This window comes from Providencia stuartii, assembly GCF_029277985.1.
Taxonomy (GTDB): domain Bacteria; phylum Pseudomonadota; class Gammaproteobacteria; order Enterobacterales; family Enterobacteriaceae; genus Providencia; species Providencia zhejiangensis.
This window is the reverse complement of record NZ_CP119546.1, coordinates 2,729,239-2,746,865: the sequence shown is the minus strand read 5'-3', so window position 1 is coordinate 2,746,865 and position 17,627 is coordinate 2,729,239. Positions and strand designations below refer to the sequence as shown.

General features: G+C 37.5%; 11 protein-coding genes, 1 pseudogene and 1 CRISPR repeat array. Of the genes and pseudogenes, 10 read left to right on the top strand and 2 right to left on the bottom strand.

What is annotated here, in order from left to right; translation table 11 throughout:
• Positions 1 to 582 precede the first annotated feature (582 nt).
• Both P2E05_RS12065 and P2E05_RS12060 read left to right on the top strand, forming a co-directional pair.
• Positions 583 to 966, top strand: coding sequence for a hypothetical protein (locus P2E05_RS12065; protein WP_195848632.1), 384 nt, complete (start codon positions 583 to 585; stop codon positions 964 to 966).
• 944 nt (positions 967 to 1,910) lie between these two features.
• Positions 1,911 to 2,081 (top strand): hypothetical protein, encoded by a 171-nt coding sequence (locus tag P2E05_RS12060; RefSeq protein WP_167520921.1) that lies wholly within the window; start codon positions 1,911 to 1,913, stop codon positions 2,079 to 2,081.
• Positions 2,082 to 2,365: 284 nt separating this feature from the next.
• Here P2E05_RS12060 and P2E05_RS12055 read toward each other — a convergent pair.
• Positions 2,366 to 3,358: pseudogene (locus tag P2E05_RS12055) on the bottom strand (chitinase); the annotation flags it as partial.
• Between the two features lie 1,437 nt (positions 3,359 to 4,795).
• On the opposite strand from P2E05_RS12055, the gene cas1f reads away from it, so the two are divergent.
• The 8 genes from cas1f (at position 4,796) to P2E05_RS12015 (ending at position 16,753) form a co-directional block, all read left to right on the top strand.
• The gene (cas1f, locus tag P2E05_RS12050; RefSeq protein ID WP_272657423.1) at positions 4,796 to 5,773 is read left to right on the top strand and encodes a type I-F CRISPR-associated endonuclease Cas1f; all 978 of its coding nucleotides are present in this window, start codon (positions 4,796 to 4,798) and stop codon (positions 5,771 to 5,773) included.
• The gene (cas3f, locus tag P2E05_RS12045) at positions 5,770 to 9,297 is read left to right on the top strand and encodes a type I-F CRISPR-associated helicase Cas3f (RefSeq protein ID WP_272657422.1); all 3,528 of its coding nucleotides are present in this window, start codon (positions 5,770 to 5,772) and stop codon (positions 9,295 to 9,297) included. Before cas1f ends, cas3f begins: the two co-directional genes overlap by 4 nt.
• 211 nt (positions 9,298 to 9,508) lie before the next feature.
• Positions 9,509 to 10,780 (top strand): type I-F CRISPR-associated protein Csy1, encoded by a 1,272-nt coding sequence (gene csy1 / locus P2E05_RS12040; RefSeq protein WP_196712995.1) that lies wholly within the window; start codon positions 9,509 to 9,511, stop codon positions 10,778 to 10,780.
• Positions 10,777 to 11,724, top strand: coding sequence for a type I-F CRISPR-associated protein Csy2 (csy2, locus tag P2E05_RS12035; protein ID WP_272657421.1), 948 nt, complete (start codon positions 10,777 to 10,779; stop codon positions 11,722 to 11,724). The genes csy1 and csy2 overlap by 4 nt, the downstream gene beginning before the upstream one ends.
• Positions 11,725 to 11,726: 2 nt before the next feature.
• Complete coding sequence (gene csy3 / locus P2E05_RS12030) at positions 11,727 to 12,752, top strand: type I-F CRISPR-associated protein Csy3 (protein ID WP_196712996.1); 1,026 nt, start codon at positions 11,727 to 11,729, stop codon at positions 12,750 to 12,752.
• 8 nt (positions 12,753 to 12,760) lie between these two features.
• The gene (gene cas6f / locus P2E05_RS12025; RefSeq protein ID WP_154623419.1) at positions 12,761 to 13,402 is read left to right on the top strand and encodes a type I-F CRISPR-associated endoribonuclease Cas6/Csy4; all 642 of its coding nucleotides are present in this window, start codon (positions 12,761 to 12,763) and stop codon (positions 13,400 to 13,402) included.
• A 130-nt stretch (positions 13,403 to 13,532) separates the two neighbouring features.
• Positions 13,533 to 14,400: direct repeats of the CRISPR family, unit length 28 nt; unit sequence GTTCACTGCCGTATAGGCAGCTTAGAAA.
• 778 nt (positions 14,401 to 15,178) lie between these two features.
• The gene (locus tag P2E05_RS12020; RefSeq protein WP_272657420.1) at positions 15,179 to 15,961 is read left to right on the top strand and encodes an elongation factor Tu; all 783 of its coding nucleotides are present in this window, start codon (positions 15,179 to 15,181) and stop codon (positions 15,959 to 15,961) included.
• Between the two features lie 318 nt (positions 15,962 to 16,279).
• Positions 16,280 to 16,753 (top strand): anti-virulence regulator CigR family protein, encoded by a 474-nt coding sequence (locus P2E05_RS12015; RefSeq protein WP_154622574.1) that lies wholly within the window; start codon positions 16,280 to 16,282, stop codon positions 16,751 to 16,753.
• 254 nt (positions 16,754 to 17,007) lie between these two features.
• Here P2E05_RS12015 and copM read toward each other — a convergent pair whose 3' ends face one another.
• Positions 17,008 to 17,373, bottom strand: coding sequence for a CopM family metallochaperone (copM, locus tag P2E05_RS12010; protein ID WP_269723202.1), 366 nt, complete (start codon positions 17,371 to 17,373; stop codon positions 17,008 to 17,010).
• Positions 17,374 to 17,627 lie beyond the last annotated feature (254 nt).

Genomic DNA, 17,627 nt, shown 5'->3' with positions numbered 1-17,627 from the left:
CTTTCTAGGGCAGCCGTAAGTTAATTTTAACACTATGTACCATCCTGATTAGCTATAGTTCTCATTTTTCCTATGTTGTATTTGTCTTATTAGTCAGCCAGTGACTTAATTTTTTCAAAAAACATCCATTTAATTATTGAATAATGTGTCAATTATACGCTTAGTTAACGAAACGATATATGGGGCTAACTGTTTTAGTGATTCTTTGAATTAGATACTCATATTCCTACACGGTTCTAATGCCAATCATTGCGTTTTCTAAAGTGCTTATCACCTTTTTTATCAGTTGCAGCTTCTGGTAGTGATTTTTGCTTGAAAAGGTCTTTATCTATCATCGCTCATTTATAGTCATAGCCGTCTAGTTATTTAGCCTGACTATTTGGCTTTTCTAAAAATATTTTTCACCTTAAGTGTTTGGGTGACGGAATATAAAATGGGTAAAATAGGAATATTACTGATGATGATAATTTACTGAAATAAAATGCAAAAAGTGGTAGCCATCGGTGGTTAATGAAAATGTTTGTGTTATTAGAGAATAAAAAGGAAAATAGATATTCAGAAAATAAATAAAGGTACCTTAGTATGTTTAAGAAGTTCATGTATATCTTATTATTAACGTCAGGACTGGCTAGCGCTGAAAATCTTAAATTTGATGATTTTTTTCGCGAGAATCAAGACTTGAACACGCCTCTTTTAAAAAAGGTTATCATGGCGCAAGCGATTGGTATATATGAAATAGAAACGGTTCCAGAAAAAGAACTCAGGATATTAAATTTTGATCAGTCAGAACGAGAAAAAAGAGAAATGATCAAAAAACTATTAATTGAGCTTGATCCTAAAAGTTATGAGTATGCTAAAAAAGCGTTGATATTTCTACAAGACCTCTGTGATCAAGGCTATGGCTCAATATACAAGTTAGATGATGAAAATTGCGACATAATTAAAAAGCATAATCAAAAAGCATAACCAATGACGGCAAATAAAACTTTTACGAGAAATAAGCAGCCACTTGTGTATGGGCGTAATAACCTTTCAGAGTTGTTGTTATAGTGTTTTACTATCCTATTGATTTAATTATTTATTAAGTTAAATGATTGTAGTGAAAGCGTTATATCATTATTTGAAATATACAGTTAAAAGTGAATTTAAAATCTCTTGATGCAAAGTCGTGAAGGGGCTTCTCCTGTCTTGTGTGTCAAATAAAATAGCTTTTAATAATAAAGGGTTAGGAAAGAAAGAGCGACCTTTTAGGTGGCTTTTTTGTCATTGAAATCCTCTTTCGCTACTCACTTAACCATTCATGAATGGTTTTCTCTCCAACCGCTTCAGGAGCAGTGCTCTTCGAGCAAACTAAGTTGTTTTTGATGACGTTTGTGGTTAGAAAGACATTGTTTCTCATCAATAATGCCTGATAGGCCTAATATTCGTTTCACCTTCAAAACATGAAACGTTAAAAATCTAATTAGATGAGCTGTTTCCAGCTTCCTCTTTGGTTTTTGGTTAGTGGGATTAAATCTACTATGGAGGTACATTGAGTTTATCGGTTGAGATAGGCATCAAGGCGGCTCACTTCGCCATAGCGGTATGAGACAAATTACAGTTCATAGCCCTGCATGCCATTCAAATAAATCAAACATACATTATAACTAGAAATAATTTGATTATTAGCTAGCCAGTTTGTTCGATATCTTAAAAGTTTGATGCGTTTACAGAGAAAAAATTGAAAAATCGCTAATGCGGCATGGGACATGTTCTAGAGGTTGGTGAGTTATCAGCAATAGGTTATGAGAATATGACTGACGATACACTTGGAAAAAGTAAAATCGCTCCCATCATATAACTACATATTTTATAGCGGATAGACAGCCGTTTTGTCATAAGGTTATTGAATGTAGTGAGTTGGAGTGAAAATGAAAAAGTCGGTTTATAAAGCTAGCGGTTTATGGAACGAAAAATCTTTCATAACTCTTTTTATTGCAACAAGTGAAAAAGATGTTCTCTCAACAATCGCATTCTGGGCAAACTTAGATGGCGCCAGAGTCGATGAGTTATCTATCGAGCATTTCTGTTCTGTGCACTGATGACATTAGGATGAAAGAGTTGAGTTATTCATTTAGCTTAATCTCTTTCATCATGAAAAATTAACGGGTAGCAAGAGAATGACTAAAAAATTAGCTCTCAAAGAAGAGAGATAAACCCTATCAGGTTGGTTGTATTTGCTGATGTGGTCTGGTCTATGATGCTAGTTAAGCGAAAGCAAAAATGACTCGCCTCCGAATGGCCGGAGGCGAGGGAATGTTATATTGATAAGTATCAAATACATTATTTGGCAGCTAGCTTGCTAGTTTCGAGAGCTATTTATTCAGAGTAGTGCAGCGTAACGAGTTTTAAATTCCCAGTTATACGCTACGCCAGCCTTACTTTTTCCATTGTCCCAGTTCACTGACCAAGTCATTAAGCCTTTGATGGATAGGTTTTGAGCATCAAGACGTGAAAAAGCGTTATAAACTGCTTGCTTATCGACGACATAACCGCTACCAGCGGCATCATTATTACTTGGTAAGCCAATAACAAATTTTGACGCTGGGATCTTAGTGTAGCCGCGAGTACCCGTTACTAAACTTTCGGTGAGGTAATACAGAAAATCTTCCTTCATGGCGTCGTTATTTTGAGCGAGCCAAGCACCTGTACCAGCTGTTGTTTGATCGACCCAGATACCGTCACCACCTTGGTTATAATATTGCGGTGCGATGAAATCATAATAGCCTTCGAGCGCGGTAATATAGTCAAGATAAGTACCATTAATACGTAAATAAGGAAATTCAGGCGCCATACTAATAATAAAGTTTTTACCTTCTGCCGCATAATGTGCTTTTACTTTTTTCAACGCGGCAGGTAAAACAGTTTTATTATTGGCAGCACCAATGGCAGCCTGTTCTAAATCGATATCCAGACCATCGAAACCGTAGACTTCTACCAAACGGATAATTTCATTAGTCAGCTTGTCTTCATCGCCAGATGTCAACGCGATATGTGCATCTGCGCCACCGAGAGAGATCAACACCGCACGACCTTGGCTATTTAGTACGCCGACTTGACGACGAAATTCGGTGTCAGTCAGATTATAAGGCTTGAAGGTTGGAATGCCTTCTCCCTTCATGAAGGCGACGGCGACAACGTTATATTCTACGGGAATATCAGTTAGATCCATGTTGGTGAATTGGCCTTGTTGATAACCATCACTAGTCCCTGCGGCCCAGTTATGCCAAAAACCCATCATGATTTTTTTATTGGATATATCAGGCATAGTGGCTGCATCATCGACAAGGGATGTATTGGTAATGTCATTTGAGCTCATAGTAACCTCATTATTGTAGGTAAGATTAATTCCACTCGTTCCCAATATTCAATATTGGTAGAACGTAAAGATATAGTGCGAATTTTCTATGAGGCTGTGCTGAAAAATTTTCCTACCAATAATAAATTAAATTCAAACTAGCAATAATACGCTATATTCTAGCGTTTGAGTCGTCATCTAATATTAGAGTAAGCTATCGGCGATAGCGAATATAAGGTCGATTATTTAGATAGTTATAAAATAACAACTTTACTTTTATAATAAATGTTTTTCAAAATTCATTATTAACAAATAAAGGTGGTTTATGTTCTGCTAGGTAATATATTTTTACTAACAATACTAACAATACTAACAATACTAACAATACTAACAATACTAACAATACTAACAATACTAACAATACTAACTCACTGCCTGAAATTAATGGTTGCTAAAGAAGAAATGATAGAGTCAGCGTGAGTGTTTGAGGGGATAGGGAATGGAGAGAGGCGAATATACCATTTATGTCCTATTTTTATATTTTGTGAAGCGTAATACTGTTAATATTCAAAAGCATACTCTTCGTATTCCAGTGATTATATTTTATTTCTGATGATAAATTGCTTCTATTTGTTAATGAAGAGGTTATTCACAAGATGATATGGATTGCTTTTACACATAAACAAAAGTATTTATCTAGTAGAGTTTAAATACAAGAGACAAAAGAATTACGGTAGGTGACTATTCTTTTGATAGCTAACTTAGCGAGCCGACTTATGCAACCGATGAAAATCGAAAAATTGGCAGAAGGGCGTGTGTTATTCAAAATTGAAAATTCTTAACGTATTTCTATCTTTTTTGAGGGGATGATATAAGTTTATATAAGGTTCAGTATTTTTTACTCCTTTATTTTTCTGGCTGAAATGTTTCTATTAAAAATCAACTGGTTATATGTCATTAAAAAATAAAAGGTATTTTCCACAAAATCAGATGTAATATATTGTTGAACTTAGATTTTTTGCTGATAATTTATAGTGCACTGCCGTATAGGCAGCTTAGAAAATTAATCGACCATTGATAACCACATGGTTTTCATGCACTGCCGTATAGGCAGCTTAGAAATACACGGCAGTGAATGTTAACAGTAAAATTATGTGCACTGCCGTATAGGCAGCTTAGAAATGTGACCTACGGCATAGAAGGCCGTAGGTCACTAGTGTGCGATTATATCAGTGGCTCAAAATCCTCTTATCACTATATGCCTGCAATACTGTAAAAATTATTATCTGTTAGTCTTAATACAACATATAAGTTATTTTTATGATATGGATTGGGATCTGCTTCCCAAAATCACCTTATGCACTATGAAATTAAAGGCGTAACGGTAGACGCAGCCTAAGTTAAATTGTATTAATATAGCAAGGTGGCTTATCAAAACAAACGGAAGGTTGGCTTAGCATGGATGATCTCTCTCCGTCAGATTTAAAAACAATCCTTCATTCTAAACGTGCCAATATGTATTACTTGGAGCATTGCCGAGTGATGCAAAAAGAGGGGCGAGTTCTCTATTTTACTGAAGCAAAAAATGAAAATCTTTACTTTAATATTCCGATAGCGAACACAACGGTTTTACTATTAGGAACCGGCACCTCTATTACTCAAGCGGCGATGAGAATGTTATCACAAGCAGGGGTACTGGTGGGGTTCTGCGGCGGTGGTGGAACGCCTTTATATATGGCTACCGAAGTTGAGTGGTTTACACCACAAAGCGAATATCGGCCAACGGAATATTTACAAGGTTGGATGAGCTTTTGGTTTGATGAACAGAAACGCTTATCCGCTGCGAAAACGTTACAGTGTTCACGTATTAACTATTTACAGAAAATATGGCAAAACTCTCGGGAACTGAAAAGCGAAGGGTTTATTTATGACGACACAGTTATTCAAAACGCATTAAAAACCTTTCAAACGCGAACTGATGAAGCCAATGACACACAAATATTATTATTAATCGAAGCTCAGTTGACTAAAGTGCTATATAAATATGCAGCAAATAATACTGGGCAAAACAATTTTACCCGTCAGCATCAAGCAATAGATAAAGCGAATACTTTTTTAAACCATGGTAATTATTTAGCGTACGGTTTAGCTGCAAGCTGTTTATGGGTTCTGGGGATCCCTCATGGCTTTGCAGTGATGCATGGAAAAACGCGCCGTGGTGCGTTAATATTTGATATTGCAGATTTAATTAAAGATGCCATTGTACTGCCATGGGCATTTATTTGCGCTAAAGAAGGGGCTACAGAACAAGAATTTCGTCAGCAAATTTTACAGTCTTTTATTGATAATCACGCTTTAGATTTTCTGTTTGATACCGTTAAAGCTATTGCATTACAAGCGGGGTCACAGCAACAAATACAAAGGTCAGAATTATGATGGTGACTTTTGTTTCACAATGTGAAAAACATGCTTTAAAAAGAACTCGGCGTGTATTAGACGCATTTGCCAATCGTATTGGCGATAATACATGGCAAACGCTTATTACGGAGGAAGGGTTACTTACCGTAAAAAAAATGTTGAAGCAAAGCGCGAGTCGCAGTACTGCTGTCAGTTGTCACTGGATACGCTCTCGCTCACGTTCGCAACTTCTCTGGACTGTTGGAAATCGAAATAAATTTAATTCACAAGGATATGTGCCAGTAAATCGCACTGAAAAATCATTTTTGGGGCGAGAAGATGAAAATGATTGGAAATACCTTTCTTTAATTAGTACTTTTGCAAAATTAGCCGCTTTATTTCATGACTGGGGTAAAGCGTCACGCTTATTTCAAGATAAGCTCAATCCTGCAATTAAAACGACATTTAAAGGTGACCCTGTTCGTCATGAATGGGTATCCACAATATTGTTTAGTTTATTAGTTAAAAACCAAGGGGGTGAGAGCGATGAGCAATGGCTTGAAACCCTCATTAAGAATGAATGGGATGAACTGCAATTACAGCAAGGGGCAACTGAAAATTATTTATTACAATCACCGTTGGCTAATTTGCCTGATGCCGCAGCTTTGCTAGCATGGTTGATATTATCTCATCATCGGTTGCCTTTTCTTGATGAACAAGAACTTAAAAATTGGCAAGACATAGCGCTTAATACACATAATCAGTTACTAACTGAAATAAGGCAAAATTGGGGTTATGAAAATAATGATGATATATCTCAATTTCAACGACGTATTAAGATGTGTTTTGAGTTCCCTAATGGCTTATTAAGTCACTCGACTGTTTGGATTCGCACTGTTCAGAAAGTCGCAAATGAGCTAAAAAATCAATTACCGTTATTTCGACAAGCAATGACCGATGGAAGTTGGAGAGTGATTGCCCATCATGCGCGCCTTTGCTTAATGTTGGGGGATCATAATTACTCATCCAAAGGGAATGATCCTCAATGGCGCAGTGAGATAGCGCTATATGCTAATACCCATAAAATTAATCATATCCCCCAATTTAAACAAAAACTTGATGAACATCTGGTGAAAGTAGCAGAAATAGCCGGTGATATTGCAGAAACGTTACCTTATTTTGAAAGCGAGCCATCTCCTGTCAGTGATATTCCTCAGTTAGCTTATGATAAAAACAGTAAAGGGAAATTTAGCTGGCAAGAAGATGCAGTTAATTCAATCTATCAATATCGTAAAAAGCGCGATGATGAGATAAAAGGTTATTTTATTGTCAATATGGCGAGTACTGGCTGTGGTAAAACACGCGCGAATGTCAAAATTATGCAAGCGTTATCAGAAGATAAGCAAAGTTTTCGTTTTATTTTAGCGCTGGGGCTACGTACGTTAGCATTACAAACAGGGGATGAATATAAAGATAAAAATAGTATTGGGTTAAATGAGGGGGATATTGCGGTTTTAATTGGCTCTAAAGCGGTCGCTCAGTTACACCAACAAGCAAAAGAGAATGACGATAACTTAAAAGCCCATGATCAAGATTCATCGCCGCAGCTTAATACCAGCTCGAATAACTTATTGCCTTATCAAACCGGTTCTGAATCACAAGAAATGTTGTTCGATGAAAATGAAGAAGAACTGAGATGGGCAGAAGATAAATGGCAGGGAGTTCTCCCTGAGGAACTGTTATCAACGGTGCTTACTAGAGCAAAAGATCGGGCTCTACTCTATGCACCTGTTTTAGCTTGTACTATTGACCATATCATGGGAGCCACTGAAACAGTTCGTGGAGGTCGCTACATTTTACCTTGTTTGCGGTTAATGTCTTCAGACCTTGTCATTGATGAAGTGGATGACTTTACTGATAGTGACTCGATAGCCGTAGCGCGTCTTATCTATATGGCTGGACTATTAGGGCGTAAAGTCATGATCTCCTCTGCTACGATAACCCCAGATACTGCGTTAGCTTACTTTCATGCGTATCAGTCTGGGTGGTATGCCTATGCTAAAAGCCGTCAACAGCCCTTAGAGGTTGGTTGTCTATGGGTGGATGAAGGTGAATACGACTCAATAAAAGATAAATGTCAATCTTCAACCTTGGCGGCGACATTAGTCGCTAATGATGACAATACGCCTTATTTATACCAGCAGTACCATGACAAGTTTATTAAGAGAAGAGTCAATGTGTTAGCGCAACAGCCTGCACGTCGTAAAGCATTAATAGTACCTACACCGAAGGATAATACTCAAGATAGTCAACAATGTTATTTTAATCACATCCTCAATGCAGCATTAGCTCAACATGACCAGCATGCCTTTCTCGATAAACGTACGGGTATTCAAGTTTCATTTGGTGCGATACGTGTTGCGAATATTTTACCTTGCGTTGATTTAACACGTTTCTTACTTGAATGTGCATGTCCTGAAGGTGTTGAAATTCGCACCATGGCTTATCACAGCCAGCAAGTTCTTTTACTACGTCATGAGCAGGAGCAACATTTAGATAGCGTTTTAAAACGTAAAGAGCAGGTCGGAGAAGAGGCGAATGCACTCAATAATCCAATTATTCGCCAGCATCTAGAAAATGTGAGCATAGAAGGGAAAGCTCAGCATTTGCTATTTATTTTAGTTGCAACTCCGGTGGAAGAAGTAGGGCGTGACCATGACTTTGATTGGGCAGTTGTAGAGCCATCATCTTATCGTTCTGTTATTCAAATGGCAGGGCGCGTTCGCCGACATCGAGAAGACGAAGTTCAGCAGCCTAACATCGCATTACTACAATACAACAAGAAAGGGTTTGAAGGTGGGATAGATAATCCTTTTTCTCGCCCTGGCTATGAAAATAATCATATTGGACTTGGCTTATCTACTCATAACCTTTGTGATCTTGTTGATGAGCAACAGTTACTCAAATCAGTTGATGCGACACCACGGATACAACAGCAAACTAATTATGAAAATAAAAAGCACAGGGATCTAGCTTGTCTAGAACATGCGGCAATCAAGTATACACTTAAAACTGAATATATTTTCCCTCCTAAACAGGTAGAAAAACCGGTGGCTACAAAAAGACGGTCGCAAAGTAAAAATTATCATACGTTACCCCGTAATGCGGCATCGCATATTTGGGGATACACCCATGGTTGCTGGTGGATGACCGCAGTGTCCCAGCAACTCGCCTCTTTTCGAAGTCAAATGCCATCTTTTCGGCTTGTTTTGGAAATATCACCAAAAGGCACAATACAATTTAGTGAATATACTCGAGAAAGTGGGTGGATATCGGTAGGGCCTCAAAATGGCATCTATTACAACAAATTTCCTGAGTCGATAAAAAAACGATTATGGTTGGTTCGGGACTATGAACAATCCATTCAATCGCAGGGAATGGATGGGAAACAAGCGACTTCACTGTCACGGTTTTATGGTGAGTTAACATTTTTAAAACAGCAGAATAGAGACGTTATCTATCATTATGATGATCAAATGGGGATCTATCCGGTAATAAGATAATGAAGATAAAAGATACCTTTTGATCATTCGATGTTGGACGGTGATGTAAATCTAAAAGCGTTATATAGATGATAAATAATTACATTTAACTGAATGAAATTATTCGATGTAGATAGATGAAAACCATGGTGGTTATGTTATTTGTGGTATGAAGAGTCAATATTTTGTTCAGCTAGATTAATGTATAAGTTTAGTCACAAGGACCCTAGATATGTTAGATCCAGCAATAGAGGCCTTTTTTGAAGAACGTAAAGAAGGTTGGCTTAAAAAGACTTTAAAGGCATCAATGAGTGAGGATGAGGTTAGTCAAATAAAGCAGAAGTGTGAGGAGGTATTTGCGCTATCACAGTGGTTACCAAATGCTGCAAAACGTGCTGGACAGATATCACTTTCGACTCATCCTTGTACTTTCAGCCATCCAAGCGCCCGTAAAAACAAAAATGGCTCTGTGAGTGCAATCATTGCTAATGCAAAGGCCGCTAATGACGGTTTTTTACGTTCCGGTAATGTGGAAGTCGAACCCGATGCATTAGGCAATGCTGCTGCATTAGATGTTTATAAGTTCTTGACCTTACAAATGTATGATGGAAAAACACTGTTGGCACATATTGAAGCAGAAACTTCACTTGCTAAATCGTTGCTTACTTTCGAGGGGATGCCTTACGAACAATTAAGAGAAGGTTTTTTAGCAATGAGTGCAGCAGATGATTCAGTCGTGACAAGTTCAAAAATTAAACAGGTTTATTTTCCTGTTTGGACGGATGAAGATGATTACCATCTACTTTCACCTTTGACGCCTTCTGGATTATTATTTGAAATGCGTCGTCGTATTGATGATATTCGTTTTTCAGAGCAAACCAAGGAGCTGCGGGAATTAAAACGTAAAAGGGAATATAGTGAGATTGGCTTCAAAGAAATCTATGGGATCACCACGATCGGCTTTGGCGGTACTAAGCCACAAAATATTTCCGTTTTAAATAACCAAAATGCAGGGAAAGCGCATCTATTGCCTTCTTTGCCTCCGGTATTAAATATTCGCGAAACGCGCTTGCCTAAAACTAATTTCTTTACTGATGTGATAAACCCATGGCATAGCAAGGAAACATTTCAAGCATTTCACGGATTAATCACACTTCCTAAAGAAAAAAGAAATAGCGACTTTGCTGAATATCGTGATAACCGCATTCAAGAATATGTGGATTATATCATCGTCATGATGTGGAAAATTCGCCGTATATTAGAACAAGAAAAAGTCGTTCTTCCTGTGAATATTGCGAAGTACCAACAAATCTGGCTATTCCCTGATACTGAAGAGCAACGAAATAATATGGAGGATTGGCTTGAAATATTAATTCCTGAAATCGCTCGTCAATTTATAGCAGGCTATAAGGCTGTTAATGGCAAGAAAGCATTATTCTTAGGTAATGATGAGTTTAATTTCATTAAGGATCTTGTTGCGAAAAATAAGGAGCTGCTGAGATGAGCAAGCCAATGAATTTACTGAAGCTCCCACATTTGAAAGTGCACAATGCCAACGCATTATCAAGCCCATTTACAATCGGATTTCCTGCAATGACTGCGTGGCTAGGGTTTATGCATGCATTGGAACTTAAATTAAGAAAAATTGGTTTTTCGGCGTTAGAGTTTGAATCAATCGCTGTGATTAGTCACGAGTGTAATTTACAGACATATCGTGGTCGTGATGACTTTGTGAATTCAATTATAGGAACGGGTAATCCTCTGGATAAAGAGGGTAATCGCTCTGCATTTATTGAAGAAGCGCGCTGCCATTTAGATGTTTCATTGGTGATTCACTTTTCTGATACTGATAACGAGCAAGGTGACGTGTTATTAGATACCGCCAATGTACATCGTGTTACTGAAATTCTTTCTACTATGAAGTTAGCGGGTGGAGATATTTTATCGGCTAAAAAGCCTGAAATATATTATTTACCTGCCAATGATAGGGACGGTAGTTATAAGCGTAAATTACTCAATAGCTTAATGCCTGGTTATGCCTTGGTTGAACGTAGGGATTTAATGGTGGCTTCAATGGAGGAGGGGCAAGATGCAATGGATGCACTATTGGATTATGTGACAGTTAATAACCAATGTATTGAAATAGAAAGTAAAAACGAATCAAAAGATAAGTCGTTTGAATGGAAAACACAACGTAAAACGAATGGTTGGATTGTTCCCATCGCGACGGGTTATCAAGGTATTTCCTCTTTAGGCATCGCTAAAAATCAGCGTGACCCCAATGTTCCCCATCGGTTTGCAGAAAGCGTTGTAACGCTAGGACAATTTGTCATGGTAAACAAAATTGGCCATCTAAATGAAATGCTGTGGGAATATCACACTGATTTAGAAAATAATCTCTATTTATGTCAACAAGTTGAATCTCAATATTTTACGCGCGGAGAGTAAAAATGGCAAAGAATAATGATGTAGCATCCGTATTGGCATTTGAAAAAAAATTGGTTCCATCGGACGGGTATTTTTATGGTACGAGTTGGAAAAATAGAACAGAGTGTATACCGCTTGCTTTGCAAGAAAAATCGGTCCGAGGAACAATCTCAAATCGTCTCAAAGGCCCTGTCAAAAACGATCCGCTAAAATTAAATGCTGAAGTTGAAAAGGCGAACTTACAAACAGTCGATGCTTGTGCATTAGGTACACAGCAAGATACCTTAAAACATCAATTCACCTTGAAAATCTTAGGTGGGGTAGAAACGCCATCCGCTTGTAATAACGCACTGTTTAAAGAAAGCTACACAAAAGCGGCAAAAGAATATATTGAAAAAGAAGGCTTCCGTGAACTTGGCCGCCGCTATGCCCATAATATTGCGAATGCACGTTTTTTATGGCGCAACCGAGTCGGCGCTGAAAAAATAGAGGTTGAGGTAAAAATCTTGAGTGAAGGTCTCGAGCAACAATGGACTTTTGATGCAACGCAATACAGCATTCGTAGCTTTGACCAGCAAGATGAAAAGGTGAATGAACTCGGCGCTAAAATTGCTGCTGCCTTAGCAAACAGTGAGGGAGCATTACTTCTTGAAATAACAACTTATACTCTGTTAGGCCAATCTCAAGAAGTTTATCCCAGTGAAGAGTTGGTATTAGATAAAGGTAAAGGGAGTAAAAGTAAAATTCTTTACCATGTGAATGGGCATGCCGCAATGCACTCACAAAAGATAGGTAATGCATTACGTTCCATTGATACTTGGTATCCCGATTATCATGATGACGTGAATAGTGGTGGTGCTATCGCTATTGAACCTTATGGAGCGGTGACTAATCTTGGTCGAGCTTATCGAACACCAGGAGCAAAACAAGATTTTTATACTCATTTTGATAAATGGGCTCGTGGTGAAAAGTTGGCACGCATTGAAGATGAACACTATGTTATGGCGGTATTAGTGCGTGGTGGTGTCTTTGGCGAAAGTGACAAATAAGGTGAACTATGAACTATTATCAGGAGATTACACTACTACCTGATTCGACGATACCGTTGGACTTTCTATGGCAAAGGGTTTACCAACAAATACATATCGCATTGGTAGAAAATAAGTCTGAAACGGGTCATAGTGAGGTTGCTGTTGCTTTTCCTGAATATGGGAGTGTCGGGTTCCGTTTAGGTAAAAAGATACGATTGATGGCAAATACAGAAGCTATGCTTGCCCAGCTCAATGTCAATCATTGGCTAGCACGGTTATCTGATTATGTGCATGTTAAGTCGATTCTGACAGTACCGGAAAATGCCATACCAGTCAGTTATGTACGACAACATGTGAAAGGTAAAAAACGGACTGAACTGGATATACAAAAGAAAGCGCAATTTCTCTCAATAAAATCGGGGCAGCCTGCGGAAGTTTGCTTACATGTGTTGAGGAAAAATCAGGTTAATGAATTTAGCCGATTGCCTTTTATCTGGATGGAGAGTCAACAGAGTAAATCTAAATATGAAGGAGCAATTCATCGCCCGTTTCCGTTATTTATTCGCTGTATTTCTGCGGGAAAAGCACAATTAGGTGGGTTTAACTGTTATGGATTAAGTCAGCAAGTCGGAAGAGATGTTGAGTTAGCGACAGTTCCTCATTTTTAACCTTATTATTTTGCTCTTTAAAAATAAAATTATAAAACAATGAGTTACAATTAACGGTAAAAAAGAAGGTATTTTCTCTAAAATATCACTAACTGTTTGTTGTAACTTATTTTTTATTTGATAAGCTCGCGTTCACTGCCGTATAGGCAGCTTAGAAATGCACCAACGGAGGAGGTGAAACGCTTCTTATGTTCACTGCCGTATAGGCAGCTTAGAAACTCTATCTGCATGTTGATCGTAACTTTTGTTCGTTCACTGCCGTATAGGCAGCTTAGAAAATCGAATGCCGATTTGATAATTTCTTTATAGCGTTCACTGCCGTATAGGCAGCTTAGAAACAGGTTTTCCTGGCACCGTTCAGTTGTAGTACGTTCACTGCCGTATAGGCAGCTTAGAAATGCTATCAAACTTCGCGTTGAGCTGTTCATGGGTTCACTGCCGTATAGGCAGCTTAGAAAGAGCAAAAAGATATATAGGCGAGTATATTAAAGTTCACTGCCGTATAGGCAGCTTAGAAAATCATGTTGATAGTTGCGAGTTCTGTTTTTGTGTTCACTGCCGTATAGGCAGCTTAGAAAAGAGTTCTGCTGATGCGCGGATCCTAAGAAAAGTTCACTGCCGTATAGGCAGCTTAGAAAAAGAGCCATCGCAGCACCACCCATCGCCAATGGTTCACTGCCGTATAGGCAGCTTAGAAACAGTTCCATTTTTGCGCCCAGTAGTACACGATGTTCACTGCCGTATAGGCAGCTTAGAAAAGTCGGCGCAACACTGCGGCAATGGCCATGGCGTTCACTGCCGTATAGGCAGCTTAGAAATGCGATTTTTTTAATCGGTGGGTAACTCAAATGTTCACTGCCGTATAGGCAGCTTAGAAAGGTATTTTTCGTTGAAAACGGACAAGTGTTTAGTTCACTGCCGTATAGGCAGCTTAGAAAAATAACTTTAACAATATTGCTTATGGCTTCGTGTTCACTGCCGTATAGTCAGCTTAGAAATACTATGATTGGGTTGTTTATGAATCCTGAGTGTTCACTGCCGTATAGGTAGCTTGTTGGTGTTTTAAATAAGTGAAATATACCATCATCATAAAAATGGGAATTTATAGTCGCTAGTGTTGTTTGTGAGATATCATCCCATTAATAGTTAAAGCTGAAGATAATATATAAAAAGAATCTATCAATAGAGCAGTAAATAATACTGCACATCAAATACGTAACCTAATAAATAGAATGATATTATTTAATAATAGTCAAATTTACGTTTTAGTTGTTATGATTTAGATAATGTTTAGCGTATTTGTAAATATTCGCTAAATAACATTGCTATTGATATAAATAGTAAAAAATAGCCCCAAGATATATTGGGGCGAAGCTTAAAATCAGCATTACAGGGAAAATCCAGTAATCAATGCATTCTCTCGTAGGGGGAGAATGTGATAAGTATAGTACAGTAGTTTTAATTAATTGCATAACAAGAATATGTTACCAAATACTGAATGGAATGTACTGTTTTGAACTATTTTAGTGAATGAAAGACAATGTTATTGATAAGGTAATATAAATAAAAAAGATAATTTAATTTACACTTTTAAAGTGTTTTGTATATTAAGAGCAATATATGATCAGAGGAGACGAAATCCTTGATGAAATAAACGGTTATCACGATTTACTCTTTCGTTTATATTGTTAGTATATAGTGGTGGGGGCAGTTTCTGTAGCAGAGCATGATATCAAAGAAACTGTAGAGATTATCTCGTCATAGGTGTTGGTTTCCATGAAGGTGTTCGTTGTATTCTTAGGAGGATTGTTATTTTCATCCTTAGCATTTTCATCTGTCAATTCTGTTATGCTTCTTGGGGATGATTACCGCTACAATTTAGTTAATGCGTTCCCGAACAAAAAATTTGTGGCACCTAAAGTTAGTAATTCGCTAATTCAAGATGTTAAACAGGCATTTAGCCAAGAAAGTATCATCCTAGTTGTTAATATGGCTGATGGACCTACTCAAAAACTTAGAGAATCAATTTTAGTTGCAAGGCAATCAGGTCATAACTCTGTCCAAATCTACTTTCACGGTAAACATCTACCAAAAGAAATGCTGGATGACGAAGATTTTCAGCAACTTATGTCATTAGTTATTGAGGAAGTGAACGAATTATTAAACTTATATGATATGCAAGTAACCGCAGTTTATCATGATTGGTTAGATGATTCGTTTGAAAAATTTCTATCCCAGAAAAATACGGTGGAGAGAGTTCTACCAGAAAAAGCGATATTAATGAATCAAATCTATAGTCACGCCTATATCTTCAGTAAAGAAGAAGCGGCAAGTAATGACGCTATTATGGATGGAACAGTTATCGAATTTGCTTGTCAGGATGTCATAAGCAGTGGCACCGTGCGAGTGCAAGAGCCTATTCAGCGAGGTGAGACTTATTCAAACATTATACTACAATTAGAAAATCCAACACTTATTCCAATTTATGCACGTTGCTTAGGGACATTAAATAATAAATTAAGTATGGCTTTCATTACGATTTCTAAAAATGATATTTAAAGCGCGTTAGTCTTTGTTAAAGATATTATAACAAGATTAGTCTGGTTTTATGTGACTAAATTAGGGGGTGTCAATTGTAGGGTAATAGGCTAACGTAATCAGCACAAAATGATATTGTTAGTCTTATTGATATATTCACTTTATAAATCTGTCTTAGTTAGCTGCCGATTTTAGAGTAAATGACTGCATTAATGTGCTATGTCAGGGTTATGGATGATAATATTCTTTAATTAGGGCTTTATTCTAGGAATATTACCTATAGAGGCAAGGTCTATTGAGGTGTATTTTGGATGCTACAGCGTCAATGAGGGTATCATCATGAATAAAATGACTAAATTGTCAGGCCTATTGATTTTAGCGACAAGCTTATCATTAGCGCCGTACGTCTCTTACGCGGAGCCAAATGGTGGCCAAGGTCATGGACAAAATAAAGAGCACCCTAAAAATAAAGGAAATAAGAGTAATCAGGGGAACGGTAAAGATAAAAGGCATGATGCTTCTTCAGATAAAAATAATACCTTATCAGTGGCGTTGACATACAATGAAGCGAGAGCATTGGCTTTAGATAGTGGTATTACAGGTTATAATGCCTTACCGCCGGGTATCGCCAAAAATTTCGCAAGAGGTAAACCATTGCCTCCGGGAATTGCTAAGAAAGCCGTTCCTCAATCCATGCTACTTCAATTGCCACATTATCCAGGATATGAATGGAATATTGTAGGTAATGACTTAGTATTAATAGCGTTGAGTACAGCAATCGTGACTACAATTATTAATGATGTTTTTGATTAGTTAACTTTAAATAGTGGGTTAGCGATTCAATAATTATTTTATGGCCCCCGTTTAATTTAGATAAATTAAATGGGGGCTTTATTGTTTTCAATATGCCTTAGGCATACGTCTTGGTGACTCAGTGATTAAACACGCAGAAATCTAATTAAAGCGAGAGATAAATAGCCACTATTGGTTTTTTAGATAAACACTCTTAAATGGATACTACGATTAATACTCGCTTATTGGACTCTTAGTGATAAAGATAATGTCTATTACTTTTCATCTTTATTTTTTTCTAACCACTTTTGCATTTGCTCTATTTCTGGGCCTTGGGCATTAATGATTTGTTCTGCGAGTTTTTTCATTTCAGGATCTGTACCATATTTTAGTTCAATTTTAGCCATCTCTATTGCCCCTAAATGGTGAGCGATCATGCCTTGAGCAAAGGCGACATCTGCATTTTGTTCATTCATGCTTTTGGCCATATCTGAATGCATTTTATCCATAGATTGGTTTAACTCCTTCTGCATTTCATTTGTTGTTGAAGAAGACATATGCATTGAATGACCTGAGTTAGCGAAAGCACTCAATGAAACGCTAGCGGCAATAAGTGTGGCGATAGGAAGTATTTTTTTCATGGTAATGTCCTTATGAAATGATAGATTAAACGGAAGTAACCATAAAGCTTCCCCTAAGGTTAAGGTCAATCGGCCCTATAACAAATTTAACTTATTTTACATATGAATTGATTGTGAATTTTTAATTCGATATGGGGTGGTGAAGATAGCGGATTGTTTAATGTGGGTTTTGCTGAGAAGAGCGATACAATGGCATTGATAATGCAGAGCCTATTGCGGTACAAAAAAGCCAATCAGCGGGTGCTCCCCCTGTT

Bases quoted from the DNA above. Each gene is read 5' to 3' on its own strand.
- cas6f (WP_154623419.1), top strand. From the start codon at position 12,761: ATGAACTATTATCAGGAGATTACACTACTACCTGATTCGACGATACCG.
- P2E05_RS12065 (WP_195848632.1), top strand. From the start codon at position 583: ATGTTTAAGAAGTTCATGTATATCTTATTATTAACGTCAGGACTGGCT.
- P2E05_RS12015 (WP_154622574.1), top strand. From the start codon at position 16,280: ATGAATAAAATGACTAAATTGTCAGGCCTATTGATTTTAGCGACAAGC.
- cas1f (WP_272657423.1), top strand. From the start codon at position 4,796: ATGGATGATCTCTCTCCGTCAGATTTAAAAACAATCCTTCATTCTAAA.
- csy2 (WP_272657421.1), top strand. From the start codon at position 10,777: ATGAGCAAGCCAATGAATTTACTGAAGCTCCCACATTTGAAAGTGCAC.
- csy1 (WP_196712995.1), top strand. From the start codon at position 9,509: ATGTTAGATCCAGCAATAGAGGCCTTTTTTGAAGAACGTAAAGAAGGT.
- cas3f (WP_272657422.1), top strand. From the start codon at position 5,770: ATGATGGTGACTTTTGTTTCACAATGTGAAAAACATGCTTTAAAAAGA.
- csy3 (WP_196712996.1), top strand. From the start codon at position 11,727: ATGGCAAAGAATAATGATGTAGCATCCGTATTGGCATTTGAAAAAAAA.
- P2E05_RS12060 (WP_167520921.1), top strand. From the start codon at position 1,911: ATGAAAAAGTCGGTTTATAAAGCTAGCGGTTTATGGAACGAAAAATCT.
- copM (WP_269723202.1), bottom strand. From the start codon at position 17,373: ATGAAAAAAATACTTCCTATCGCCACACTTATTGCCGCTAGCGTTTCA.
- P2E05_RS12020 (WP_272657420.1), top strand. From the start codon at position 15,179: ATGAAGGTGTTCGTTGTATTCTTAGGAGGATTGTTATTTTCATCCTTA.